At 71.8% G+C, this 23888-nt stretch carries 25 protein-coding genes; 7 read left to right on the plus strand and 18 right to left on the minus strand.

Annotation, left to right across the window (positions count from 1 at the left end; all coding sequences use genetic code 11):
* Positions 1-123: 123 nt before the first annotated feature.
* The 8 genes from ACIA77_RS33555 to ACIA77_RS33590 all read right to left on the minus strand — a co-directional run bounded on the left by ACIA77_RS33555 (position 124) and on the right by ACIA77_RS33590 (position 6101).
* Complete coding sequence (locus ACIA77_RS33555; RefSeq protein ID WP_395890060.1) at positions 124-555, minus strand: MarR family winged helix-turn-helix transcriptional regulator; 432 nt, start codon at positions 553-555, stop codon at positions 124-126.
* Between the two features lies 1 nt (position 556).
* Positions 557-2029 carry an MFS transporter gene (locus ACIA77_RS33560; RefSeq protein WP_395890061.1) on the minus strand — a complete coding sequence of 491 codons (1473 nt, stop codon included), beginning with the start codon at positions 2027-2029 and terminating at the stop codon, positions 557-559.
* Between the two features lie 66 nt (positions 2030-2095).
* Positions 2096-2533 carry an SRPBCC family protein gene (locus ACIA77_RS33565; RefSeq protein WP_395890062.1) on the minus strand — a complete coding sequence of 146 codons (438 nt, stop codon included), beginning with the start codon at positions 2531-2533 and terminating at the stop codon, positions 2096-2098.
* A gap of 189 nt (positions 2534-2722) precedes the next feature.
* Positions 2723-3229, minus strand: coding sequence for a hypothetical protein (locus ACIA77_RS33570; protein ID WP_395890063.1), 507 nt, complete (start codon positions 3227-3229; stop codon positions 2723-2725).
* A gap of 41 nt (positions 3230-3270) precedes the next feature.
* Positions 3271-3771 carry a hypothetical protein gene (locus ACIA77_RS33575; RefSeq protein WP_395890064.1) on the minus strand — a complete coding sequence of 167 codons (501 nt, stop codon included), beginning with the start codon at positions 3769-3771 and terminating at the stop codon, positions 3271-3273.
* An 80-nt stretch (positions 3772-3851) separates the two neighbouring features.
* On the minus strand, positions 3852-4520 hold the full coding sequence (locus ACIA77_RS33580) for a phosphonatase-like hydrolase (RefSeq protein WP_395890065.1): 669 nt from the start codon (positions 4518-4520) through the stop codon (positions 3852-3854).
* Positions 4517-5626 carry a TIGR03364 family FAD-dependent oxidoreductase gene (locus ACIA77_RS33585; protein WP_395890066.1) on the minus strand — a complete coding sequence of 370 codons (1110 nt, stop codon included), beginning with the start codon at positions 5624-5626 and terminating at the stop codon, positions 4517-4519. Before ACIA77_RS33585 ends, ACIA77_RS33580 begins: the two co-directional genes overlap by 4 nt.
* Before the next feature lie 94 nt (positions 5627-5720).
* Positions 5721-6101 (minus strand): DoxX family protein, encoded by a 381-nt coding sequence (locus ACIA77_RS33590; protein WP_395890067.1) that lies wholly within the window; start codon positions 6099-6101, stop codon positions 5721-5723.
* 252 nt (positions 6102-6353) lie between these two features.
* On the opposite strand from ACIA77_RS33590, the gene ACIA77_RS33595 reads away from it, so the two are divergent.
* Positions 6354-7148 carry a S1 family peptidase gene (locus ACIA77_RS33595; RefSeq protein WP_395890068.1) on the plus strand — a complete coding sequence of 265 codons (795 nt, stop codon included), beginning with the start codon at positions 6354-6356 and terminating at the stop codon, positions 7146-7148.
* Between the two features lie 445 nt (positions 7149-7593).
* Here the strand turns inward: ACIA77_RS33595 and ACIA77_RS33600 are convergent, their stop codons facing one another.
* A complete protein-coding gene (locus ACIA77_RS33600) occupies positions 7594-8694 on the minus strand; it encodes an NAD(P)H-dependent flavin oxidoreductase (protein ID WP_395890069.1) in 1101 nt (366 codons plus the stop codon).
* 8 nt (positions 8695-8702) lie between these two features.
* Positions 8703-10298, minus strand: coding sequence for an acyl-CoA synthetase (locus tag ACIA77_RS33605; RefSeq protein WP_395890070.1), 1596 nt, complete (start codon positions 10296-10298; stop codon positions 8703-8705).
* A 60-nt stretch (positions 10299-10358) separates the two neighbouring features.
* Between ACIA77_RS33605 and ACIA77_RS33610 the strand changes: the two genes are divergently transcribed.
* Complete coding sequence (locus ACIA77_RS33610; protein WP_395890071.1) at positions 10359-11147, plus strand: crotonase/enoyl-CoA hydratase family protein; 789 nt, start codon at positions 10359-10361, stop codon at positions 11145-11147.
* Positions 11148-11187: 40 nt separating this feature from the next.
* On the opposite strand, the gene ACIA77_RS33615 is transcribed toward ACIA77_RS33610, so the two are convergent.
* Positions 11188-12720, minus strand: a complete 1533-nt coding sequence (locus ACIA77_RS33615; RefSeq protein ID WP_395890072.1) for an acyl-CoA synthetase — start codon at positions 12718-12720, stop codon at positions 11188-11190.
* Positions 12721-12800: 80 nt separating this feature from the next.
* On the opposite strand from ACIA77_RS33615, the gene ACIA77_RS33620 reads away from it, so the two are divergent.
* The 3 genes from ACIA77_RS33620 to ACIA77_RS33630 are packed head-to-tail and all read left to right on the plus strand — an operon-like array spanning position 12801 to position 16009.
* Positions 12801-13784, plus strand: coding sequence for a Zn-ribbon domain-containing OB-fold protein (locus ACIA77_RS33620; RefSeq protein ID WP_395890073.1), 984 nt, complete (start codon positions 12801-12803; stop codon positions 13782-13784).
* A gap of 9 nt (positions 13785-13793) precedes the next feature.
* Positions 13794-14846: a thiolase domain-containing protein gene (locus tag ACIA77_RS33625; protein WP_395890074.1), complete on the plus strand. Its 1053-nt coding sequence runs from the start codon at positions 13794-13796 to the stop codon at positions 14844-14846.
* Entirely contained in the window at positions 14843-16009 is a 1167-nt protein-coding gene (locus ACIA77_RS33630) for a thiolase domain-containing protein (RefSeq protein WP_395890075.1), read from the plus strand. Before ACIA77_RS33625 ends, ACIA77_RS33630 begins: the two co-directional genes overlap by 4 nt.
* A 9-nt stretch (positions 16010-16018) precedes the next feature.
* On the opposite strand, the gene ACIA77_RS33635 is transcribed toward ACIA77_RS33630, so the two are convergent.
* From ACIA77_RS33635 to ACIA77_RS33645, 3 genes are read right to left on the minus strand one after another with little or no spacing between them, the layout of a single operon-like run.
* Positions 16019-17041 (minus strand): YhjD/YihY/BrkB family envelope integrity protein, encoded by a 1023-nt coding sequence (locus ACIA77_RS33635; protein ID WP_395890076.1) that lies wholly within the window; start codon positions 17039-17041, stop codon positions 16019-16021.
* Between the two features lie 49 nt (positions 17042-17090).
* Positions 17091-17870, minus strand: coding sequence for a transglutaminase family protein (locus tag ACIA77_RS33640; protein ID WP_395890077.1), 780 nt, complete (start codon positions 17868-17870; stop codon positions 17091-17093).
* Between the two features lie 27 nt (positions 17871-17897).
* Positions 17898-19124, minus strand: a complete 1227-nt coding sequence (locus ACIA77_RS33645; RefSeq protein ID WP_395890078.1) for a cytochrome P450 — start codon at positions 19122-19124, stop codon at positions 17898-17900.
* 247 nt (positions 19125-19371) lie between these two features.
* Between ACIA77_RS33645 and ACIA77_RS33650 the strand changes: the two genes are divergently transcribed.
* Together ACIA77_RS33650 and ACIA77_RS33655 are read left to right on the plus strand one after the other, a co-directional pair.
* Positions 19372-20520, plus strand: coding sequence for a steroid 3-ketoacyl-CoA thiolase (locus tag ACIA77_RS33650; protein ID WP_395890079.1), 1149 nt, complete (start codon positions 19372-19374; stop codon positions 20518-20520).
* A 51-nt stretch (positions 20521-20571) separates the two neighbouring features.
* The gene (locus ACIA77_RS33655; RefSeq protein WP_395890080.1) at positions 20572-20934 is read left to right on the plus strand and encodes a VOC family protein; all 363 of its coding nucleotides are present in this window, start codon (positions 20572-20574) and stop codon (positions 20932-20934) included.
* A 35-nt stretch (positions 20935-20969) separates the two neighbouring features.
* Here the strand turns inward: ACIA77_RS33655 and ACIA77_RS33660 are convergent, their stop codons facing one another.
* The 4 genes from ACIA77_RS33660 to ACIA77_RS33675 form a co-directional block, all read right to left on the minus strand.
* The gene (locus tag ACIA77_RS33660; RefSeq protein WP_395890081.1) at positions 20970-21584 is read right to left on the minus strand and encodes a hypothetical protein; all 615 of its coding nucleotides are present in this window, start codon (positions 21582-21584) and stop codon (positions 20970-20972) included.
* 133 nt (positions 21585-21717) lie between these two features.
* On the minus strand, positions 21718-22206 hold the full coding sequence (locus ACIA77_RS33665; RefSeq protein WP_395890082.1) for a pyridoxamine 5'-phosphate oxidase family protein: 489 nt from the start codon (positions 22204-22206) through the stop codon (positions 21718-21720).
* A 32-nt stretch (positions 22207-22238) separates the two neighbouring features.
* On the minus strand, positions 22239-23135 hold the full coding sequence (locus tag ACIA77_RS33670; RefSeq protein ID WP_395890083.1) for an SDR family oxidoreductase: 897 nt from the start codon (positions 23133-23135) through the stop codon (positions 22239-22241).
* A 2-nt stretch (positions 23136-23137) separates the two neighbouring features.
* Entirely contained in the window at positions 23138-23854 is a 717-nt protein-coding gene (locus tag ACIA77_RS33675) for an SDR family oxidoreductase (RefSeq protein WP_395890084.1), read from the minus strand.
* Positions 23855-23888 lie beyond the last annotated feature (34 nt).

A 23888-nucleotide genomic window follows, 5' to 3' on the forward strand; every position in this document is an offset into this window, starting at 1 on the left:
CGACCGCTATCTTCACGCTGACCTCCACGCCCTCGCGCGAGGGGTACGCCTCATAGCTCCCCAAGAACACCCCCCCCGCCCCCCCCCCCCCCCCCCCGGGGGGGGGGCGGCCCCGCGGCCGCGTCAATCGTCGGCGATCTGGGCGGTGAGGCGGTCCAGCTCGGCCAGCTCCGCGGACGACAGCGCGAGCATCGACTTCGGCGGTTCCCCCAGGATGCGCTCGGCCTCGAGCGCGGCCACGGCGCCCGGGGCCGTGACCGTGACGACGCGGCTGCGGCGGTCCTCCGGGTGCGGCTCCCGAAGCACGAGGCCGCGGCGCACGAGTTCGTCCACCACGTGGGTGGTGTAGGGCCGGTCGGTGTTGAGTTGCTCGGTGAGCTCGCTCATCGTCAGCGGCCGCACCGCGACCCTCCGCAGGGCCTTGACCTTGATGAAGCTCATGCCGAGCGCCTCGCAGACCTCACGCCTGCGTTCGTGCCGGTCGAGCACCAGCGCCCGCATTCTGGCCCACACGCGGGTCGCGATCTCGTGGTCGTCGGCGCCGGGGTCGGTCATGTCAGGCCTTCACCAGCCCCGCGGAGGCGTCTTCCTCCAGGGCGACGCTGCGCGCGGTCGCGTAGGCCCAAGGCGTGGTGGTGACGAGTCCGAGCACGATCACCAGCACCCCGCAGGCGCCGATGATCCACCAGCCCGCGTGGCTGGCGGCGGGCAACCCGGCCGCGAACGGGCCCTGGACGCGGGCGGTGACGACCGCGCCGATCACCGCGACCCCCATCGACGTGCCGACCTGGCGGCTCGTCGACGCGATGGCGGCGGCCACCCCCGCCTGCGCCCGCGGCATGCCCGACACCGCCGCGTAGGTGATCGGGGCGTTGACCAGGCCGAAACCGATGCCGAACACGATGTAGGTGATGATCAGGCGCCACAGCGGTGTCGTGGCCGACAGATCGAGCATCAGCAGCGCGCCGACGACGGTACCGATCCCCGCGAAGACCAGCGGCAGCCGAGCGCCGCGCGTGCCCACGAGCCGGCCCGAGATGGGGGCGCAGATCGCGCACATGATGGCCATCGGCAGCGTCAGCAAGCCGGCGTGCAGCGCGCTGTAGCCGCGGGTGTCCTGCAGGTACAGCGAGTTGAGGAAGAGGAAGCCCGCCATGGCCGCGATGCCGCACACCGCCGTGAGGGTCGCGCCGGAGAACGGCGCGCTGCGGAAGAACCGCGGTTCCAGCAACGGCTCCTTGCGCCGGCGCTCGTAGGGCACGAACACGAACAACGACACCAGCGCGAGCACGAACGCGACGAGGATCTGCGGCGAGCCGTAGCCGGAATCGCGGCCTTCGATGATGCCGTAGGTGAGTCCGGCGAGGAACACGATGACCAGCAGCTGGCCCACCGGGTCGAGCCGGCGCGGCCGCGGCGCGCGCGACTCCGGCACGAACACGGCGGTGAGCACGACGGCGACGATGACCACGGGCACGTTGATCCAGAAGATCGAGCGCCAGCCGGCCACGCCCACGAGCGCACCACCGAGCACCGGCCCGACGGCCATGGACAGCCCCATCGTGGCGCCCCACATGCCGATCGCGCGCCCGCGCTCCTTCGGGTCCGTGAACGTGTTGGTGACGATCGACATCGCCACCGGGTTGAGCATCGAACCACCGACGGCCTGCAGCGCGCGGAACGCGATGAGCAGCCCCACGCTCGGCGCGACGCCGCACAGCAGCGAGCCGAGGCCGAAGAGCACCAGGCCGGTCTGGAAGGTGCGCCGCCGCCCGAGCCGGTCGGCCGTCGACCCCGACAGCATGAGCAGGCTCGCGAGCACGAGCGTGTAGGCGTCGATCGTCCACTGCAGACTCGAGACGGACGCGCCCAGGTCGTGCTGGATGGAAGGCAGCGCCAGGTTCACGATGGTGTTGTCGAGCCCGACGATGAACAGGCTCATGCAGCAGACACCGAGCACCATCTGACGCCGCCGACGGCTGAGCTCCGGCACGGGACCCCTCGAAAAGTAGTTGTAGAACTCTAACATTTAGCACACTACAACTAATCTTCCGCGCCGTCACCGGACGGCGGCGCAGCTCACGCCGCGATCCGGTCAGCCGGGGAACATCTTCGTGAGCCGGGCGAGGGTTTTCTCGATGCCGTCGGCGTTGCGCTTCGGGAAGCCGAGCAGCTGCAGCACCGCGGGTGAGTGCGCGGTGGAGTAGTCGAACGTCTCGGTCACCGACGTCTTCCCGTCGCCCGCGGGCTCGAGCAGCCAGCGCCAGCGGTGGCCCATGAAGTGGCGCCACGCGATGAGCCGGTTCTCCTCGAACTCCACCACGGTGTTCCGGATCCGGTACGGCGCGCCCATCCGCATGTCCATGCCGAACTCCGCCCCGAGCGACAGCCGCGCCGGCCCGCCGTCACGGCCGGCGCGGACCGTGCCCGAGCCGTCGATGAGCGGGTGGTTGGCGGGGTCGGCGAGGAGGTCGAAGATCTGGTCCGGACGGGCGGCGACGAGCACGGTGCGCGAGATCTGGCGAGTACCCATGGCCGGTGAGCCTAAGGGCCGGGCGGGGCGCCGACGATTCGGAAGCCCCGCCGGGAAAGGAGATCACCCGGGTGCCGAGGGGGCAGAGGCACCCGGGTGACCACCGGAACCGGCACCGGCGCGGCTCGGGCCGGACGGCCCCCCGAAACGATCCGCGCGACGCCGGAAGTGCGAAACCGCACCGCGTTGTCACCGCGGCGGCGAGTGCTTCAGCACCACCGTCCGCTCGCCGAGCGGCGCGGCGAGCGCCACGGACAGCACCGGGTAACGCAGGTCCATCGTGCACATCTGACCGGTCTGGGCCTTGGTCTCACTCAGGTCCACGACCACTTTCTGGGCCGTCTGCTCGGTCGCCTCGCCGAGGGCGTGCCCGCAACCGCCTTCTTGGGCGCGGAGGTTGAGGATCGTGCCGCCGTTGTCGGTCTTCACCTGGTTCGGGAAGCCGGACGGCAGCGCCGTCGCGTCGACCTGCGAGGCCGGGACGGGCGTGCTGCCGGGCGGGAAGTCGAAGCGGGACACGCCCGGCGGGTTGCCCGGCGGTTTCGGGACCGCGGACGGCGAGGTCGAGATGCTGCCGCTCGCCGCCGAGGAGTCGCCTCCGGGCGCGGGGTTGGTGGCCATCGTCCCCTGGCTGCCACACGCGGTGACCGTGGCGAGGATCAGGCCCGTGCCGACCAGCTTCGTCAAGTACCTCATGCACCCAGGACGGAAGGGGTACCGCCGCGGGTTGCACGCGATCACGGACCGGGCTGCAGCACCAGCGTCCGGCCACCGAGCGGCTCACCGAGCGGCACCGGCAGCGACACCTCACGCACGTGCATCGGGCACATCTGCCCGCGCGGTGCCTTCGTGACCGTCACCCGCACGACCACGTGCTGCGCCGTCTGCTCGCCGGCGGCCGCGGAGAGGTGGTCGCAGCCCGCCTCTTCGGCGTGGATGACCACGACCTTGCCGCCTTGCGCGAGCGTCACGTCGTGCGGGTAGCCGGCCGGCAGCGCCGACGCGTCGACCTGGCCCGGGGCCGGCGCCGTGTCCCCCGGCGGCACGCCCTGCGTCGGGCGGCTCTGCGGCGGCCCGCCCGGCGAAGGCGGGGGCGTCATCGGGGTCGTCGGCCCGGTCGGGGCGCCCGGAGTGGCCGGAGTGGTCGAAACCGCCGGTGGCGGCGAAGTGGCCGGGGCCGGACCCGCCGGCACCGTTCGTTCGCCGCACGCCGCGGCCGAAAGCAGCAGCACGCTCACACCCAGGACCTTCACCGTTGTCCGCATACCGTGCGGACGGAATCGGCGCCGCCGCGGTTGCACGGGCGGGTGCGAAAACTTCAGTCGAGCACGTCCGGCAGGTCGCGCACGGAGCCGAGCACGTGCGTCGCGCCCGCTTCGCGAAGTTCGGCGCCCGTTCCGGCACCGGTCAGCACACCCGCCACCACGCGCGCACCCGCGGCGAGCCCGGTCCGCATGTCCGCCGGCGTGTCCCCGGCGACCGCGACGTGCCGGACGTCCGTGACCCCCAGCCGCAGCACCGCGGCGAGCACGAGATCGGGGTACGGCCGCCCGCGCAGCCCGTCGCCGGGCGCGAGCGCGAGGTCGGCGAGGCCGCGCCAGCCGAGCGCGCCGAGGATCGCCTGTTGCGTGGCGACCGCGAAGCCGGTCGTGAGCGCGACCTTGACGCCCGCGTGGCGCAGGCCGCGGATCACCTCCTCCGCACCCGGCAGCGGCTTGCACTCCCCCGCCGCGACGAGCACGCCGTACGCGCGCTCGAACTCGGCGTTGGCGCGCTGCGCGAGGTCCTCGGTGGGCAGCAGCGACCGGAACACGGTGATCTTCGACTGGCCCATGGTGGCGTGGACGTGCGCCAGCATCCCGGCGAACCGGGAGTCCTCTTCGGACACTCCGGCCGCGCCGATCGCCGCGGTGAAGGCGCGCACGACCAGCCCGTCGTCGGCGACGGTGGTGCCGGCCAGGTCCAGTACGACGAGTTCCGTGGTCATAGACCCACCGCCAGCGCCGTGTCCTCCGCGATCGCGGGCGAGCACGTCATCCCGCGCCCACCGGGTCCGGTGACGAGGAAAGCGTTGTCCGCCAAGCGTTCCCGGTGCACGATCGCGGCCGGGTCGGTGGCTTGGGCGTAGACGCCGGCCCAGCGGCGGCGGATCCGCGGCAGCGGGCGGCCGAGCAGCTCGCCGGCGACGTCGGCGAGGTGCTCGTACGGGTCTTCGGTCACGTCGAAGCCGAAGGGCTGCGCGTATTCGTGCGTGTCGCCGATGGTCAGCGATCCGTCGAGGCGCTGGACCATCAGCAGTTGCATGGCGTGCGTCGCGGCGACGTCGCCCTGCGGCTGGGCGCGTTCGAGGGCTTCGCTGCGGAACGCCGGGTAGTAGCGGAAGCTGTCGGCGTCGGCGACGCTCGTGGTCAGCCGCTCGTCCAGCGGCTCGGTCTGGGCCATCTGCAGCCGGACGCGGCGGACGGGCACCGCACCGCCGAGCTCCCGGACGAGACCACCGAGCCACGCACCGGTGCAGAACAGCACGACGTCGCCTTCGTGGCGGTCGCCGTGGTCGTCCGTGACGCCGGTGCCGGTGAGGCTGCGGACCTCGCGGCCGGGGAGCCAGGTGTAGCGGCCCGAGGCCAGCAACGCCGCGCGGAGGGCCGGCTGGGCGGTGCGCGGTTCGACCGCGGCGTCGCGTTCGCACCAGAGCGCGGCGGTGAAGTCGCCGCGGAGCGCGGGGTTCACCGCGCGGGCCTCGGCCGGGGTGAGGAGCTTGAAACCGCGGTCGGCCGCGTCGGCGTCCGCGGCCGCTTCCCGCGCGACGGCGACCTCGGCCTCGGTCCTCAGCACGGTCAGCGACCCGTTCGCGCGGAAGCCCAGGCCGGGCACCTTCGCGCCGATCTCCTCCCACAGCCGGCGCGCCCGCAGCGCGGTACCCAGCTCGGGCCCCGCCGCGCGGCCGCTGACCCAGACGAGGCCGAAGTTGCGGACCGAAGCGCCGCGCGCCTCTGCTTCCCGCTCGATCTGCACCACGTCGTGCCCCCGGCCGACGGCCTGCCACGCGTGCATCGTCCCCAGCACGCCACCACCCACGATCACCACTCGCACGCCCGCCACGGTCTCCGCCTGTCGGGAATGGCGGTTGGCGTGGCGGGGAACGTGAGGTGAAGAGGTGGCGGTCGGTTGAGTCGCTTGTTCCGGGTCAGAGCCGGCCGGCGGCGACGAACGCGGCCAGCGCGAGGATGAGGACGTTGACCCCGACGTTGCGCCATTGGGCGGGTTTGTGCTGGGTGATCGCGAGGCGCGCGTGCATGGCCATCGCGCCGATCATGACCACGACCAGGCCCAGCGCGGCCCACCCGGTCAGCGCCGGGGCGATGCCGGTGAGTTGCGGCAGGACCAGCCCGAGCACCGCGAGCAGTTCGCAGATCGCCGCGAACCGCACCACGGGCAACGGATACGCGGCGGCGCCCGTCTGGCCCGTCTCCAGCAGGCGCTGACGCGACATCGTGGACTTGAGCGAACCGGACAGGGCGAACAGCAGCGCCAGGACGATTTGTCCGGTCCAGAGGGCGATGTTCACGGGGTGCTCCCTTCGGGGTGGCCGTCGGGAGGGGAACGGGACAGCGCCGCGGGATGTGACAGGCGATTTGTCGACGCGGCCCGGCGCTTGGCCTGCTCCGGGCGCCGGCGCCGAAAGTTTTGCTACGAGGGGACCGTTCGTACCGTAAATCCGAAGAAAGTAGCTTGTCCGGTTGACCGTTCTCTGGTGTAGTCGGGTGATCACTCCCCGTATCCCCTGTTCCACTTCGGACACCGGAAGGACGGATCTCCCGTGACCTCCAAGAGATGGTTCACCCTGCTCGGAAAAGCTCTCGTCGGCGTCACCGTGCTGGCCACGGCGCTCGGGCTGGCGGCACCGGCCGGCGCGTCGACGAGCGGCACCCAGGTCATCGGCGGCACGCGCGCGGCCCAGGGCGAGTTCCCGTGGATGGTGCGGCTCTCCATGGGCTGCGGCGGCGCCCTGTACACGCCGCAGATCGTGCTGACCGCCGCCCACTGCGTCACCCGCACCGGCTCGAACGCGTCGATCACCGCGACGCTCGGGGTCGTCGACCTGCAGAGCACCAGCGCGAAGAAGGTGCGCTCCAGCTACGTGTACCGCTCCCCCACGTACACCACCATCGGCGGTGACTGGGCCCTGATCAAGCTGGCGAGCCCCGTCAGCGGCATCCCGACCCTGCCGCTCGCCACGAGTACCTCACTGAACTCCGGCACGTTCACCATCGCCGGCTGGGGCGCCGCAACCGAAGGCGGCGCCCAGCAGCGCTACCAGCTCAAGGCGCAGGTCCCGTTCGTCAGCGACTCGACGTGCACCGCCCAGGGCGGCGACTACTCCGACCTCATCCCGGCCGCGGAAATCTGCGCCGGCAACGTCACCTCCGGCGGCGTCGACACCTGCCAAGGCGACTCCGGCGGCCCCATGTTCCGCCGCGACACCGCCGGCAACTGGGTGCAGGTCGGCATCACCAGCTGGGGCACCGGCTGCGCCCGCCCGCACGCCCCTGGCGTCTACACGGAGGTAACGAGCTTCACGAGCGCGATCTCGTCGGCTGCCTCGAAAATCTAGCGTCCACTGAGGACGGTGGAGCCCGACATCGGGCTCCACCGCCCACGCACTCGCCCGCCAGCAACGCAACAACGACGCGCCCGACCCCGACCCGCCACCTAGAACGGCGACGCACCACGCGCATACGCAACCGCCGCCCACCTGCCCGCCGAGGATGCACCCAACCCCTACCCGCCACCTCGTAACGGCGACGCACCACGCATACGACACCGCCGCCGAACTAGGCAACTGAGGAAGCACCCAGCCCCTGCCCGGCACCTCGATCCGAAGCTTCCACACGGCCGCCGACCCCGTGTCAAGGCACGCTTTCCCGCCTTGACACGGGGTCAGCGGCCGTAGTCACACTCAAGCTTCGGGGTGCCTACGCCACGCAACACGCCCCCGCGCAGGACCGCATCACCCCACAACGACTCCGCCACCTGTTGTCCTCAAAGGACCACCAAGCTCAGCGCGGCAACCCCTCCACTGCCTCGTCATAACCCCGAACAAGCTCCGCCATCACCTCCGCCACCGGGCGGATCCGGTCCATCCGGCCCACGATCTGCCCGACCGGCATCGACACCACCGACGGGTCGCTCGCGGCGTGGATGCGGTTGTGGGCGTGGGAGACCAGCAGGTTCTGCAGCGGCATCGGCAGCGGTTCGGGCGCGTCCGGCGCGGCCCAGGCGTCGGTCCAGCGGGTTTTGAGCAGGCGCGCGGGTTTGCCGGTGTAGATGCGGGTGCGGACGGTGTCGGCGGAGGTCGCGCCGACGAGCGCGGTCTGCATCGCGCCGGAGCCGGGCATGGTGCGGCGGTATTCCTCCGTGGCGAGCCAGAACGAGCCCATCCACACGCCGGACGCGCCGAGGGCCAGGGCTGCCGCGACTTGGCGGCCGGAGCCGATGCCGCCGGCGGCGAGCACGGGGACGTCGGCGCCGACGGCGTCCACGATTTCCGGCACGAGGACCATCGACGCGATCTCCCCGGTGTGCCCGCCGGCCTCATACCCCTGGGCCACCACGAGATCCACGCCGCGCGCGACGTGGCGGGCCGCGTGCTCGCCCTTGCCGGCGAGTGCCGCGACCGGCACGCCGGCGTCGTGGGCGCGGCCGATGACGTCCTCGGGCGGCGAGCCGAGCGCGTTGGCGATGAGGCGGATCGGGTGCTTCAGCGCGACGTCCACGTGCGAGCGCGCGACGGAGTGCAGCCAGCCGAGCACCCCGGCGCGTTCGTCGGTGTCGTCGGGCAACGGCGGCACGGCCAGGTCCCGGAGCACTTTGTCGACAAAGGACCGATGCGCGTCGGGGATGAGCTTGGCGAGGTCGACCTGGCTGCCCTCGGCGGGCACCTTGGCCGGCATCACGATGTCGACGCCGTACGGTTTTCCGCCGGTGTTCTCGTCCATCCAGCCGAGCACGGCGTCGAGTTCGGCGGCGTCGTTGAAGCGCACGCAACCGAGCACGCCGAGGCCGCCCGCGCGGCTGATGGCGGCGGCGACGTGCTCCGACGGCGTGAAACCGACGATCGGCAGGTCGATAGAGAGCCGGTCGCAGAGGGAAGTCCGCATGCGCGCTCCTAGGCGGGTTCGTGTTCGGCGGCGTAGCGCTGGGCCCACGGGTAGTCGGGTTTGCCGCTGGGCGAGCGCCCGATCTCGTCGGCGAGCCACACCGTGCGCGGCACCTTGTAACCGGCGATCTCGGTGCGCACGTGCGCCTCGATCGCCGCCAGGTCGGGTTCGACGCCGGGCCGCGGCTGCACGACGGCGGCCACGCGCTGGCCGAGCCGGTCGTCGGGCACCCCGATGACGAGCGCGTCGAACACGTCCGGGTGCGATTTGAGCGCGCCCTCGACTTCCTCGGGGTACACCTTCTCGCCGCCCGTGTTCACGCACTGCGAGCCGCGGCCGAGCAGCGTGACCGTGCCGTCGTCCTCGTAGCGCGCCCAGTCGCCGGGCACGACGTAGCGCACGCCGTCGACGTCGGCGAAGATCGTGCTGCTCTTCTCGGGGTCGTTGTAGTAGCCGAGCGGCACGTGGCCGCGGCGGCCGATGAGCCCGACGGCGCCCGGCTCGGCGGCCACGACGGCACCGTCCTCGTCCAGCAGGATCGCGTCCATGCCGAAGGTGACGCGCGGGCCCGCGCTGTGGTCGGAATCCTTGCCCACCATGCCGATGCCGGTGAACCCGCTCTCCGACGAACCGATCGCGTCGGTGATCACGACACCCGGCAACAGGTCGAGCAACTCCTGCTTCACCGACTGGGAGAACAGCGCCGCGTGGCTCGACACGGCGACGAGCGACGTCGCGTCGTAGCCGCCTTCGCGGTAGGCCTCGACGAGCGGGCGCGCCATGGCGTCGCCGACGATCGTGAGCACCTGCACCTTGTGCTCCTGCACGGCGCGCCACACGTCGTGCGCGTCGAACTGCGGCACGAACACGACCGGGCTGCCGGTGAACAGGGCGCCGAACGCGGCCCACTGCGCCGCGCCGTGGATGAGCGGCGCGGCAGGCAGCCGCACGAGCGCGCCGGACTTGCCCTGCTCGGCGAGCGTCCACTCGTCGGGCACGTACTCGCCGGTGACGAAGTTGATGCCGCCGCCCAGCGCGCGCCAGATGTCCTCGTGGCGCCACAGCACGCCCTTCGGGTACCCGGTGGTGCCGCCGGTGTAGAGGATGTAGAGGTCGTCGGCGCTGCGATCGGGGAAATCGCGCTCGGGTGAGGCGCCGGCGAGGGCTTCTTCGTACTCGACGCCCGTCTCGACCGGGGTTCCGGACCCGTCTTCGACGACGACAACGTGTTTCAGTTTCGGCGCCTCGGGCAGCACCGCGGCCACCTTGCCGGCGTACTTGCGTTCGTGCACCAGCGCGACGAGGTCGGCGTTGGTGAACAGGTAGCGCAGCTCGCCGTGGACGTACCGGTAGTTGACGTTCACCGCGACCGCGCGCAGCTTGTACGCGGCGAACATCGCCTCCAGTGCCTCGACTGAGTTGCGGGAATAGACACCGATGTGGGCTCCGGGTCCCACGCCGTGGGCGGCGAGGTGGTGCGCGAGGCGGTTGGCGCGAGCCTCCAGCTCGGCGAACGTCACCTGCTTCTCACCGCACACGACCGCGACGCGCTCCGGCACGGCGTCGACGGCGTGCTCGAGTAGATCCGCGATGTTGAGTGCCACGCCCCCAAAGTAGAACATGTTATCGTTCTGGGCAATGTCCGTGGCCGGTTGGAGGTCGCCTTGGGTGAGCCGCACGCTCTCGTGTCCGTGGAAGGCCAGACGCTCGTCGTGACCATGAACCGCCCGGAGGCGCGCAACGCGCTCACCGGCGAGATGCTCGCGATCATGACCGAGGCGTGGGACCGCGTCGACACCGACGACTCCATCCGCTCCTGCGTCCTCACCGGCGCGGGCGGGGCGTTCTGCGCGGGCGCGGACCTGAAGTCGATGTCCCGCAACGCCCCTTCGCGGGCGTTCGCCTCGGGCTCGTTCGACCCCAGCCGCATCGACGGCCTGCTGAAGGGCCGCCGGCTCACCAAGCCGCTCCTCGCGGCCGTCGAGGGCCCCGCCATCGCCGGCGGCACCGAGATCCTCCAGGCGACCGACATCCGCGTCGCGGGCACCTCGGCCCGCTTCGGCGTCTCCGAGGCCCGGTGGGGCCTGTTCCCCATGGGCGGCTCCGCCGTGCGGCTGGCCCGCCAGATCCCCTACACGCTCGCGGCGGACCTCCTGCTCACCGGCCGCCACCTCACGGCCGCCGAGGCGCTGTCCGCGGGCCTGATCGGCCACGTCGTCCCCGACGGCACCGCGTTGTCCCGGGCGCTGGAACTGGCCGCCCTCGTGAACGCCAACGGCCCCCTCGCGGTCCGCGCCATCCTCCGCACCCTGCGCGACACCGAAGGCCTCCCGGAAAACGACGCCTTCAAACTCGACACGAAGTACGGCATCGAGGTCTTCGCGTCCGCGGATGCGAAAGAAGGGCCGAAAGCGTTCGCGGAGAAGCGGAACCCGCGCTTCGAAGGGCGCTGAAAGCCGGGCCGGTCGGTGGACCGGCCCGGCTCCCCGAGCCTCACGAAGACACGTACCGCTCCCGCAACCGCCGCTTGTACAGCTTCCCGTTCGGATCCCGGGGCAGCTCGTCGAGGTAGTCGACCGTCTTCGGCAGCTTGAACCGCGCCAGGCGGGACGCCGCGAACGCCAGCAGTTCCGACGTGAGCTCGGGCGAGGGCGAAACCCCCGGGGCCGGCTGCACGACGGCTTTGATCTCCTCGCCCCAGTCTTCGTGGGGGATGCCGAACACCGCGACGTCCGCGATCTTCGGGTGCATCACGAGCTCACCCTCGATTTCGGCCGGGTAGATGTTCACGCCGCCGGAGATGATGAGGTCGGAGCGGCGGTCGTGGAGGTACAGGTAGCCGTCGGCGTCGAGGTGGCCGATGTCGCCGAGGGTGAAGAGGTCGCCGACGCGCGAGCGTTCCGTTTTGGCGCGGTCGCGGTGGTATTCGAACGACGAATCGCCCATCTTCAGGTACACCGTGCCCACTGAGCCGGGAGGCAGCTCGGCACCCGAGTCGTCCAGGACGCGGACGGTGGAGCCGGGCCACGGCAACCCCACCGAACCCGGTTTGCGCAGCCACTCCGCACCGTTGATCACGGTGCCGCCGCCTTCCGTGGCGGCGTAGTACTCGGTGACGACGGGGCCCCACCAGTCCAGCATCCGCCGCTTCACCTCGAGCGGGCACGGGGCGGCGCCGTGGATCATGACGCGCAGCGAAGACAGGTCGTGGCGCGACCGCACGTCGTCCGGCAACGCCAGCAGGCGGCGGAACTGCGTCGGCACCATGTGGCTGTGCGTCACGGAGTACCGCTCGATCAGGCGCAGCATCTCCTCGGCGTCCCAGCGGTCCACCAGCACCGCGGTGTGCCCCAGCTGCACGGAGATCGCGACGAAGTTCAGCACCGCCGTGTGGTAGAGCGGCGACCCGCACAGGTGCACGTGGTCGTCGAACGGCGCCAGCCCGAAGATCCCGAAGAACCACGTCGACGCCGCCGGCACCTGGTCCGGGTCGGCGCCCGTCAACGGCCGCCGGACGCCCTTGGGCCGGCCCGTGGTGCCCGAGGTGTACAGCATCGGCGAACCCGCGGTCCGCTCCGACGGCCGCCCATCGCCCAGGCCCGCGCCCAGTTCCTCGATCCGCCGGAACCCCGGCACGTCGCCCACCGCGAAGCGCGCCGACGCGGGCAGCCCCGCCTCGTCCGCGGCCGCGACGGCCACGTCGGCGAACCGTTCGTGCGCCAGGAACGCCTTCGCCCCGCTGTCGGCGATGATGTACGCGACTTCCGGGCCCACCAGGTGCCAGTTGACCACCACCACGTACAGCCCCGACTGGATCGCGGCGAAGTACGCGGCCAGCAGTTCGTCACCGTTCGGCTGCAGCAGGACGACGCAGTCGCCGACTTCCAGCCCCAGCTCGCGCAGCCCGAGCGCGTAGCGGTTCGCCTTCGCCGCCAGCTCGCCGTAGGAGACCTCCCGGCCGTCGGGGTCCACCAGCGCCGTTCGGCCGGGCTCGGCCGCGGCGATCGTCCACAGTCCCAGGTCCATAACCCCAAATCTAGAACGCGTTACACATACGCACAACAGCTGTCTTGCCTCTGATTCGAGAACGTGTTTCACTCGAAGCCGTGACGGTCTCGGACACTCCGCTCTCGGCGCCGCTCGACGTCGGTTTCGACTACACCCGCTCGACCGGGCCCGTGCTCGGCCGCTTCGTCAACGCCCTGCGCGAGCGCCGGATCGAAGGCGTCCGCGGCAGCGACGGGCGCGTGCACGTGCCCCCACCCGAATACGATCCGGTGACGGCCGCGCCGCTCACCGAATTCGTGCCGGTGGCGGCAGAGGGGACGGTCGTCTCGTGGTCGTGGTGCGCGGAACCGCTGGAAGGACAACCACTTTCCCGCCCGTTCGCGTGGGTTCTGGTCAAGCTCGACGGCGCGGACACCGCGCTCCTGCACGCGCTGGACGCCGGCGATCCCACCGGAGTCCACACAGGACAGCGCGTCCGCGTCCGCTGGGCCGACGAGACCGTGGGCCACATCCGCGACATCGCCTACTTCCTGCCGGCCGACGCGCCCGAGACCGAACCCACCGAACCCCCGCCCCCGGTGGCGAAACGCGAAGACGGCGCCCCCGTCGAAGTCGTGATCACGCCCGTGCACCTGCACTACCGGCACTCCGCGTCTCCCGAAGAAAGCCGCTACCTGCGCGCGCTCGCCGACGGCCGGCTGATCGGCCAGCGCTGTCCCGCCTGCGAGAAGGTGTACATCCCGCCGCGCGGCGCCTGCCCCACCGACGGCGTGCCGACGACCGACGAGGTCGAACTGCCGGACACCGGGATCGTGACCACGTTCTGCATCGTCAACGTGCCGTTCCTCGGCCAGCGCATCAAACCGCCGTACGTCGCGGCCTACATCCTGCTCGACGGCGCCGACATCGCCTTCCTGCACCTCGTGCTCGGCTGTGCGGCCGAGGACGTGCGGATGGGCCTGCGCGTGCGCGCCGCGTGGCGCCCGCGTGAGCAGTGGTGGACGTCGCTGGAGAACATCAGCCACTTCGAACCCACCGGCGAGCCCGACGCGCCGTACGAATCCTTCGCCCACCACCTGTGAGGGGGTCGCATGCCCGAAGTCGCCGTCGCCGGGTTCGCGCAGGCACCGAACGTCCGCGAAACACCCGGCACCACCAACGGCGTCGAGATGCTCGTGCCGATCTTCGCCGAGGTGTTCGCCGCCACCGGACTGGCCAAGGAGGACATCGGGTTCTGGTGCTCCGGCTCGTCGGACTACCTGGCCGGGCGGGCGTTCTCGTTCATCGCGGCGGTCGACGCCATCGGCGCGTTCCCGCCGATCCACGAATCCCACGTGGAGATGGACGCCGCGTGGGCGCTCTACGAAGCGTGGCTGAAGATCCGCACCGGTGAGGTCGACACCGCGCTCGTCTACGGCTTCGGCAAAGCGAGCGCGGGACAGCTGCGCCGGGTGCTGGCGCTGCAGCTCGACCCGTACGTCGGCACTCCCCTCTGGCCGGATTCGCTCGCGATCGCCGGTCTGCAAGCCCGACTGGGCCTGGAAGCCGGGTTGTGGTCCGAAAAGGACCTGGCCGAGGTCGCGGCGCGAAGCCGCGCCGACGCCATCGGCAATCCGGCCGCGCAGCTGTCCGGAGAAGTCGACGCGGCGCGCCTGCTGGACACGCCCTACGTCGCGGATCCGTTGCGGGCACACGACATCGCGCCCGTCACCGACGGCGCCGCCGTGATCGTGCTGGCGAGCGCCGAACGCGCGAAGGACCTCGTGGACCGGCCGGCGATCCTCACCGGACTCGAGCACCGCGTGGACTCCCCCGTGCTCGGCGCACGCGACCTCACGCGCTCGCCCTCGACCGAAGCCGCCGCCCGCGTCCTCGACCTCGACGGCGTCGAGGTCGCCGAGCTGCACACTCCGTTCACCCACCAGGAGCTGATCGTCCGCGACGCGCTGGGCCTGGGTTCCGGCGTGCGGATCACGCCGTCGGGCGGCGCGCTCACCGGCAACCCGATGTTCTCCGCCGGGCTCGCCCGCATCGGCGAGGCGGCGGCACGCATCCACCGCGGCGAGGCCCGCAAGGCGCTCGCCCACGCGACGAGCGGCCCGGCCCTGCAGCAGAACCTCCTCGCCGTCCTGGAGGCACGATGACCAAGCAGCTCGCCGCCGTGCTCGGCACCGGCCAGACGCACCACCGCGCGAAGCGCACCGACGTGTCCATGCCCGGCCTGCTGCGCGAGGCGATCGACCGCGCGATGGCCGACGCGCAGGTCGGCTGGGACGACATCGAAGCCGTCGTGCTCGGCAAGGCGCCGGACTTGTTCGAGGGCGTGATGATGCCCGAGCTCTTCCTGGCCGACGCGCTGGGCGCGACCGGAAAACCGTTGCTGCGGGTGCACACCGCCGGGTCCGTCGGCGGCTCGACGGCACTCGTCGCCGCGTCGCTGGTCCAGGCGGGCGTGCACCGGCGCGTGCTGACGGTGGCGTTCGAGAAGCAGTCGGAGTCCAACGCGATGTGGGGGCTCTCGATCCTGCCGCCGTTCCAGATGCCGGTGGGCGCCGGCGCGGGCGGGTACTTCGCGCCGCACGTGCGCTCCTACCTCCGCCGCACGGGCGCGCCGCAGCACGTCGGGGCGATGGTCGCGGCCAAGGACCGGCGCAACGGCGCGCTCAACCCGTACGCGCACCTGCGCCAGGCGGACATCACCGTCGAATCGGTGCAGGCGTCGCAGATGCTGTGGGACCCGATCCGCTACGACGAGACGTGCCCGTCCTCCGACGGCGCGTGCGCGATGGTGCTGGGCGACGAAGCGGCCGGCGACGCCGTGCCGGGCGGAGCCGCGTGGATCCACGCCACGGCGATGCGCACGGAACCGACGACGTTCGCCGGCCGCGACCAGGTGAACCCGCAAGCCGGGCGTGACGCCGCGAAAGCGTTGTGGCGTGAAGCCGGGATCACCGATCCGCTGTCCGAAGTGGACGTCGCCGAGATCTACGTGCCGTTCTCGTGGTTCGAGCCGATGTGGCTCGAGAACCTCGGTTTCGCCGACGAGGGCGAGGGCTGGAAGGTCACCGAAGCCGGCGACACCGCGCTCGGTGGCCGGCTGCCCGTGAACCCGTCGGGCGGGGTGCTGTCGTCGAACCCGATCGGCGCGTCGGGCATGCTGCGGTTCTCCGAGGCGGCCAAGCAGGTGATGGGCCGCGCGGGCGACTACCAGGTCGACGGCGCGCGGGTCGCGCTCGGCCACGCGTACGGCGGCGGCTCGCAGTACTTCAGCATGTGGCTCGTGGGCTCGGCCAAACCCGGGTCGTGACCGGCTTCCTCAGGTTCGCGACCGGCGCCGGCCGCGCAACGCGAACACCGTGCCCAGCACGCCGAGGACGGCGCCGAGCGCGAGCGGACCGGCCGGGTTGTGCCTCGGCGCGACGACCGGCCGCAGCTCGGTCGGCGTCGGCGGCGGAACCGGTTTCGGCGGTGCGTCGCGCGCGGTGGCTGTCCACGCCGTGATGTACACGAGCATGCGCGCGATCAGCGAGATGAAGAACAACAGGCCGATCACCGAACCGAACGCGACCCCGGTCGGCGACACGCTGATCAAGCTCAGGTAGAAGCCACCGGCCTGCTTCAGCAGCTCGAAGCCGAGTGCCGCCGCGACCGCGCCGCGCATCGCGCTGCGCCAGCCGACCCGTTCGCGCGGCAGCCGCGTGAGCACCCACAGGAACACGAGCCAGTCGGCGGCCAGCGCCAGGGGAACCGACACCACCGACAGCACCGTGTGGCCCCAGCTCGTGTCCGCCACGCCGATCAGGCCCAGCAGGTAGTGCCCGACGGCCGTGCCGGACACGGTGATGCCGAACGACACCAGCAGCGCGGCCGCGAGCCCCAGGAGCGCGAGCACGTCGACGACGATCGTGCGCAGCAGTGGCTGGTCGGAGCGGTTCTGCCCGTACATCGCGGTGAGCGCGTCGCGCAGGGAGTTCATCCAGTTCCAGCCCGAGTAGAGCCCGACGACGAGGCCTGCGACCCCGACGCTCGTGCGCTGCTCCACGAAACCCGTCAGCAGGTCCGCGGCCTTGTCGCCGAGCGAGCCCGGGAGCGTGCCGGAGATCGCGTGCAGCAGCTGGTCGAGCAGCTGGGGCTGCGACGCCAACACGAAGCCCGCGGCCGAGGACGCCAGCATCAGGATCGGCACGAGCGAGAGCAGGCTGAAGTAGGTGATCGACGCGACGTAGTGGTAGCCGCCGTACTCGAGGTACCGGTTCGTCGCGAGGGCGAGGTGGTCGAGCCACCGGTACCGGGCACGCGCGCGGGCCCACCGGCTCGGCCCAGGCAATTCACGGTTCACGGTCACTGTCTACCCAGCCGCGGCCGGGTTTGTCGCACCGGACCCGCATTCAGTCCAGGACGACCGGTTTGTGCGGGTCGTCGGGCGGCAGCGCGCCGTCGGCCGTCGCGAAGACGGTGGCGCCGAGGAATTCGAGCTCGCAGCCGAGCGGGGTGAGGAACGCGGTGTCGGCGGCGTCGCGACCGGTGGCGATCCGCAGCATCGTCCGGCGCGGCGCCCGGCGGGTCGCGTCGAACACCAGCCAGCGGCCGCCCACGCCGGCCTCGAACACGGCGTGGAAGTCCATCGGCACCAGGCCGGGTGCGTAGACGGTGGTGAACCGGGCGGGGATGTCCGCGACGCGGCACAGCGCGATGCACGCGTGGGCGAAGTCGCGGCAGGCGCCGACGCCCGCGCGCAGCACTTCGGCGGCGTCGCGGCCTTCGCGGGCTCTCGCGACGTACTCGAGACGTTCGTGCACGTGGTCGGTGATGGCTTGCACGCGAGCGCGGTCGTCGGCGTGCCGCGCCAGGTCGAGCCCGGGCATGCGGTCGGCCGGGCAGTAGCGGCTCGGGCGGGTGTAGCGCGCGAGGTCGGCGAGCGTCACCGGTTCGGCGCAGCTGCGGTGCAGCGTCCGTTCACCGTGGTAGGTGACGAGGTGCTCGCCCGCCGCGAGGTCGAACACCTCGGCCCGCGTGCCGTGGTCGAGCTCGGCGGCGCGGGGGCAGCCGGCGGCGGTGACGGCCAGCTCGTCGGCGTCGGCGTGCACGGCGGCGACCGAGATCGCGGCGAGACCGGGTTTCGTCACCCGGACGCCGAACTCGACGTCGACGCACACGCGGTGGGTCACCCGGCCATCATGCCGGTTTCCGGCGGATCAGGCGTATCGGACCTGGTAGTGCTTGATGCCGTTGAGCCAGCTCGAGCGCAGCCGCTGCGGCGGGGCGGCCTCGGAGATGCCCGGCATGACGTCGGCGATCGCGTTGAAGATGAGGTCGATCTCCAGCCGAGCGAGGTTGGCGCCGAGGCAGTAGTGCGAGCCGGTGCCGCCGAAGCCGACGTGCGGGTTGTCCTCGCGGAAGACGTCGAAGCGCTCCGGCTCGGCGAAGACTTCGGGGTCGAAGTTGGCGGAGCTGTAGAACATGCCGACGCGGTCGCCCTTGCGGATGTGCGCACCGCCGAGGTCGGTCTCGCGCGTGGCGGTGCGCTGGAACGCCACGACGGGCGTGGCCCAGCGCACGATCTCGTCGGGCGCGGTCTTGGGCCGGGCCTCGCGGTAGGCCGCCCACTGCCCGGGGTGGTCGAGGAAGGCCTTCATGCCGTGGGTGATGGCGTTGCGCGTGGTCTCGTTGCCCGCGACGGCCAGCAGGATCACGAAGAAGCCGAATTCGTCGGAGCCGAGGGCTTCGCCGTCGACGTCGGCCTGCACGAGCCTGGTGACGATGTCGTCGACCGGGCAGCGGCGGCGTTCCTCCGCCATGTTCCAGGCGTAGCCGACCAGTTCGGCCGACGCGGTGAGGGGTTCGAGCTCGTACTCGGGGTCGTCGTAGGCGACCATCTGGTTGGACCAGTCGAAGATCTTCATGCGATCTTCCTGCGGAACGCCGATGAGCTCGGCGATGGCCTGCAGGGGCAGCTCGCACGCGACGTCGGTGACGAAATCGCCTTCGCCCTTCTTCCGCGCTTCGGCGACGATGCGCTCGGCGCGTTCGCGCAGCGTGTCTTCGAGCTTGGCGATGGACCGCGGGGTGAAGCCCTTCGAGACGATGCGGCGCAGCTTGGTGTGCTGCGGGGCGTCCATGTTGAGCAGCACCAGGCGGTTGGCGTCGAGGTTCTCCGCCGTCATCCGGTCGTCGAAGCGGATGATGGCGGTCTTCTCCCACGACGAGTAGAGCTCGCTGTCGCGGGAGACCTCCTTGACGTCGGCGTGGCGCGTGACGACCCAGTAGCCGTCGTCACCGAAGCCGGCGGTGTTGGGGCGCTGCGGGTTCCACCACACGGGCGCGGTTCGGCGGAGCTCGGCGAACTCCTCGAGGGGCAAGCGGTTCGCGTAGAGGTCCGGGTCCGTGAAGTCGAAACCGGCGGGCAAGAGCGGAGCGGCCACGGCTGCCTCCAGCACGGGATCGGCGGTGATTCGCGCACTGCAACACGTTCTACGATCCAGTAGAGCATACGGTGTTAACTCACGGAACCCGTTTTGGTGATACCCGTTTACTTTACCGATTCTGACCAGGTGAACGAGCGCTCAGTTGGCGAAGATCGAAATAGTGGGACAGCTGGGGATCCTTGCTTCTCATTGAAACCTGTTCTAGTTTTGAGGTGGTTTTCAACGGTGGGCGAAGGGGATTCCCGTGGGTGAACCGGTGATCGTGGCGGCGGTGCGCACGCCGATCGGCAAGCGCGGCGGCCGGCTTTCCGGCCTGCACGCAGCCGAACTCCTGGGCGCGGTGCACCGCGCGGTGGTGGAACGCGGCGGCGTCGATCCGGCGTTGGTGGAGCAGGTCATCGGCGGCGCGGTGACCCAGGCGGGCGAGCAGGCGGGCAACCTGACCCGCACGGCCTGGCTGCACGCCGGGCTCCCCGAGACGACGGGCGCCACCACCATCGACGCCCAGTGCGGCTCCGCGCAGCAAGCCGCGCACCTGGTGGCCGGACTCATCGCCGCGGACGCGATTTCGGCCGGCGTGGCGTGCGGGGCGGAGTCGATGAGCCGGGTGCCGCTCGGCGCGAACCGGGGCGACTCGGTGGGCGCACCGCGACCGCCGTCGTGGTCGATCGACCTGCCGAACCAGTACGGCGCGGCGGAACGCATCGCCGTCCGCCGCGGCCTGACGCGGGCCGACGTGGACGCGTTCGGCGCCGCCTCGCAGCAGAAAGCCGCGGCGGCGTGGGCGGCCGGGCACTTCGACCGGGAGATCGTGCCGGTGAAGGCGCCGGACCCGGAGTCGGGCGAGACCCGGCTGGTGACGCGGGACCAGGGCCTTCGGGAGACCACTGTGGACGGTTTGGCGCGCTTGAAGCCCGTGCTCGAAGGCGGGGTCCACACGGCCGGCACGTCTTCGCAGATCTCGGACGGCGCGGCCGCACTGCTGATCATGGACGCCGCGCGGGCGCGGTCACTGGGCCTGCGCCCGCGCGCCCGCATCCTCGCCCAGGCGCTGGTCGGCGCCGAGCCCTACTACCACCTCGACGGCCCGGTCCAAGCGACCTCACGGGTGCTCGCGTCGGCGGGCATGACGATCGGCGACCCGGACCTGTTCGAGGTCAACGAAGCGTTCGCCTCGGTGGTCCTCTCGTGGCAGTCGGTGCACCAGCCGGACCTCGCCCGCGTGAACGTCAACGGCGGCGCCATCGCGCTCGGCCACCCCGTCGGCTCCACCGGCGCCCGCCTGCTCACCACGGCGCTGCACGAACTCGAACGCCGCGACGCCACGACCGCACTCGTCACCATGTGCGCCGGCGGCGCCATGGCCACCGCGACGATCATCGAACGCCTGTGACGGCAGAGTTTCCGCCCGCCGCGGAATCCGCGGCGGACTTACGCTGAGGCGATGAAACTGACCGCAACCGTGATCGGCGCCCCCGACCCGCGGGCGCTGGCGACGTTCTACCAAGCCCTCCTCGGCTGGACCCTCGGCGCGGACGAGCCGGACTGGGTCACCCTCCGCCCACCCGGCGGCGGGCCCGGCCTGTCGTTCCAGCTGGAACGCGAACTCGTACCCCCGGTGTGGCCGCCGAAGCCGGGCTACCAGCAGATGATGCTCCACCTGGACATCGAGGCGGACGATCTCGCGAAGGCCGGCGCGAAAGCCGTCGCCGCCGGTGCGCGGCTGGCGCAGTTCCAGCCGCAGGAACACGTCCGCGTGTACCTCGACCCGGCCGGGCACCCGTTCTGCCTGTGGGCTCAGCCCTGACCGGCCCTCCGGAGCGGGCCCGCCCGGGCGCCCCTTTACGACAACGGCTCGGTGACGATGCCGGGCGGTATCCGCTCCGGTTCGCGCCGCCACACGGCGGCGAAGGCGTGGGCGAGCCGCTTCGGAACCTCGACCTGCGCGCCACCTCCGTGGAAGTCGACGGTGACCAGGGTGGCGTCGACCTCCCACGGAACGCGGCGCAGCAGCTTCGCGTAGTCCGCACTCCGGGACACGAACCCGAGAACCCGCCGGGCGCCGAGCCGCTGCACCTCGTACTGGAGCGCGGCCTCGAGCGTGCCGGGCGGCCAGTCACGCAGGTGGAGTTTGCGGTCGTAGCAGGCGATCGGCTCGTCCGCCCTCGCGACGCCGTAACCACCGCTGAGGATGAGCAGCCGTCCGGACGCCGCGGCGTCGGGCAGCGCGTCGCCGACGTGGCGGTAGAAGTGGCCGTGGTAGCGCTGCCAGGCGGGCAGCTGCGTCCGGTCGTCGACGGCCGAGCGGGGCAGGAGCTCCTCGCGGGCCCGGAGCAGCTCGTCCGGCCAGTCGGCGCGAGTCGCCGTGCGCGGACTGCCGCCGGTGACCTTGGCCTTCGACGGCCCGATGATCAGCAGGGTGCCGGGCTCGTCGACCAGGTCTTCCGCCAGACGCATGCCCGCATTGAACCACCCGGCCCAGTGACGGGACCGCGGGCGGCGCGCCGGACCCGGCCGGGTCCGCGCCCACCCGAATCCGGCGCGGCCGAAACCCGTACCCGACCGGCAGCCTCGCCGGGCCCTGAAAAACTCAGCCCAGCACGGTTTTCTCCGCCGGCCCGTTGTCCGGGCGGGCGAAGCGGACCCAGGCGCCGCCGTCGTGCCAGGATTCGACGAAGAGGGTGTTGTCGGCGACCCACGTGTAGACCGCTTCCTGGATGTCGAGGTGGAAGAGGTGACTCGCCGGGTCCACGCCGAGGCGGGCGACTTCGTCGGGTGCGGTGATCTCCTCCGCGACACCCGCGAGCTTGGCGTCGCCCTCGCCGCCGTCTTCGATGCCCGGGTAGGCGTGCACCGCGAACCGGCCGTCGCGGCGCAGGTCGCGGGCCTTGACGGCGCCGAGCATCGAACCGATGTAGAGGCGCCCGTCGTCGCGGAAGTCGACTTCGGAGCCGCTCACGCGGGGCGAGCCGTCGCGGCGGAGGGTCGCCAGGACGTGCGACTCGCCGGCCGTGAAACGTCTGTGCACGTGGTCCGCGAGCGACGGAGCCGCCGCCGCGAAGCTCTGCCAAGTGGTCATGCGCGCCAGTCAAGCACCCGGCACCGACAGAACTAAGCGCCGTACACCGGTTCGGGTGAGGTCGCGGCGGCCAGCAGCGAAGCCACCACGGGCCCCAGCTCCCCCGGTTCCCACCGGGATCCCTTGTCCCGCGCCGGGCCGTGGCGCCAGCCGTCCGCCACCGCCACGCGTCCACCGTCCACTTCGAACACCCGGCCCGTCACGCCGGCGGCTTCGAGGGAACCCAGCCACACCACCAACGGCGACACGTTCTCCGGTGCCATCGCGTCGAACCCCGACGCCGGTGCCGCCAGGTCGAACGTCCCCTCCGTCATCCGCGTCCGCGCGGCCGGCGCGATCGCGTTCACGGTCACGCCGTAGCGCCCCAGCTCCGCCGCGGCCACCGAAGCGAGGCCCAGGATCCCCGCCTTCGCCGCCGAGTAGTTGCCCTGTCCGACGCTGCCGAGCAGCCCCGCGCCCGAACTCGTCATCACCACCCGTGCGTCGCGCGCCCGGCCAGCCTTCGCCTCGGCACGCCAGTACTCCGCCGCGTGCCGCAGCGGCGCGAAGTGCCCCTTCAGGTGCACCCGCACCACGGCGTCCCACTCGTCCTCCGCGAGGTTCACCAGCATCCGGTCGCGCAGGAACCCGGCGTTGAGCACCAGCACGTCCAGCGAACCGAACGCCGCGACCGCCGCGGACACCAACCGCTCGGCGCCCGCCCAGTCGGCGACGTCGTCGGTGTTCGCCACCGCTTCCCCACCGGCGGCGCGGATCTCCGCCGCCACGAGCGAAGCCGGCCCCGCCTCACAGCCGGAGCCGTCCAGGCCCGCCCCGACGTCGTTCACCACGACGCGCGCGCCCTCGGCCGCGTACGCCAGCGCGTGCGCCCGCCCGATCCCGCGCCCGGCCCCGGTGACCACCGCGACCCGTCCGTCGACCAGTCCCACGTTCACTCCCCTCGCAAGTACGCCGGCGCTTCGCCGCCGCCGTGCACCGCCAGCCGCGCCCCGCTCACGTAGGAAGCCAGCGGAGACGCCAAGAACACCGCGCACGCCCCGACTTCCGCCGGTGTCGCCAGCCGGCCCAGCGGCACGGTCGCGCTCACGCCGTCCGAGTAGCGCGCGGTTTCCGTACGCACCATCCCGACGTCGAGCGCGTTCACCCGCACCTTCGGCGCCCATTCGACGGCGAGCGTCGCCGTGAGGTTGTCCAGCCCCGCTTTCGCCGCGCCGTAGGCCGCCGTCCGCGGTGACGGCCGCAGTGCGCTGACACTGCTGACGTTCACGATCACGCCACCCGTGTCCTGCCGCTGCATCACGGCGTTCGCCGCCTGCGCCACGCCCAGCGGCGCCAAGAGGTTGAGCGCGACGACCTTTTCGTGGAACCGCGGCGACGCCGTGGCCGTCTCCGCGAACGGCGCTCCCCCGGCGTTGTTCACCAGCACGTCCAGCCGCCCGTGCCGCCGCAGGACTTCCGCGACCACCGCGTCGACCGCGGCCGGCTCACGCACGTCGCAGGCCAGGAAGTCCTCGCCGGCCCCGGATCGCGCGCAGGTCACCACGCGCGCCCCCGCCTCGCGGAAGCTCGCCACGATCCCGGCACCCACGCCGCGGGTCCCGCCGGTGACCAGCACGACGGCACCGTCGAGCCGAAGATCCAGTGCCACTTCGGACCTCCCGCCGCGTCGCCGTTGCCGTGCT

Source organism: Amycolatopsis sp. NPDC051903 (assembly GCF_044452505.1).
Classification (GTDB): Bacteria; Actinomycetota; Actinomycetes; order Mycobacteriales; family Pseudonocardiaceae; genus Amycolatopsis.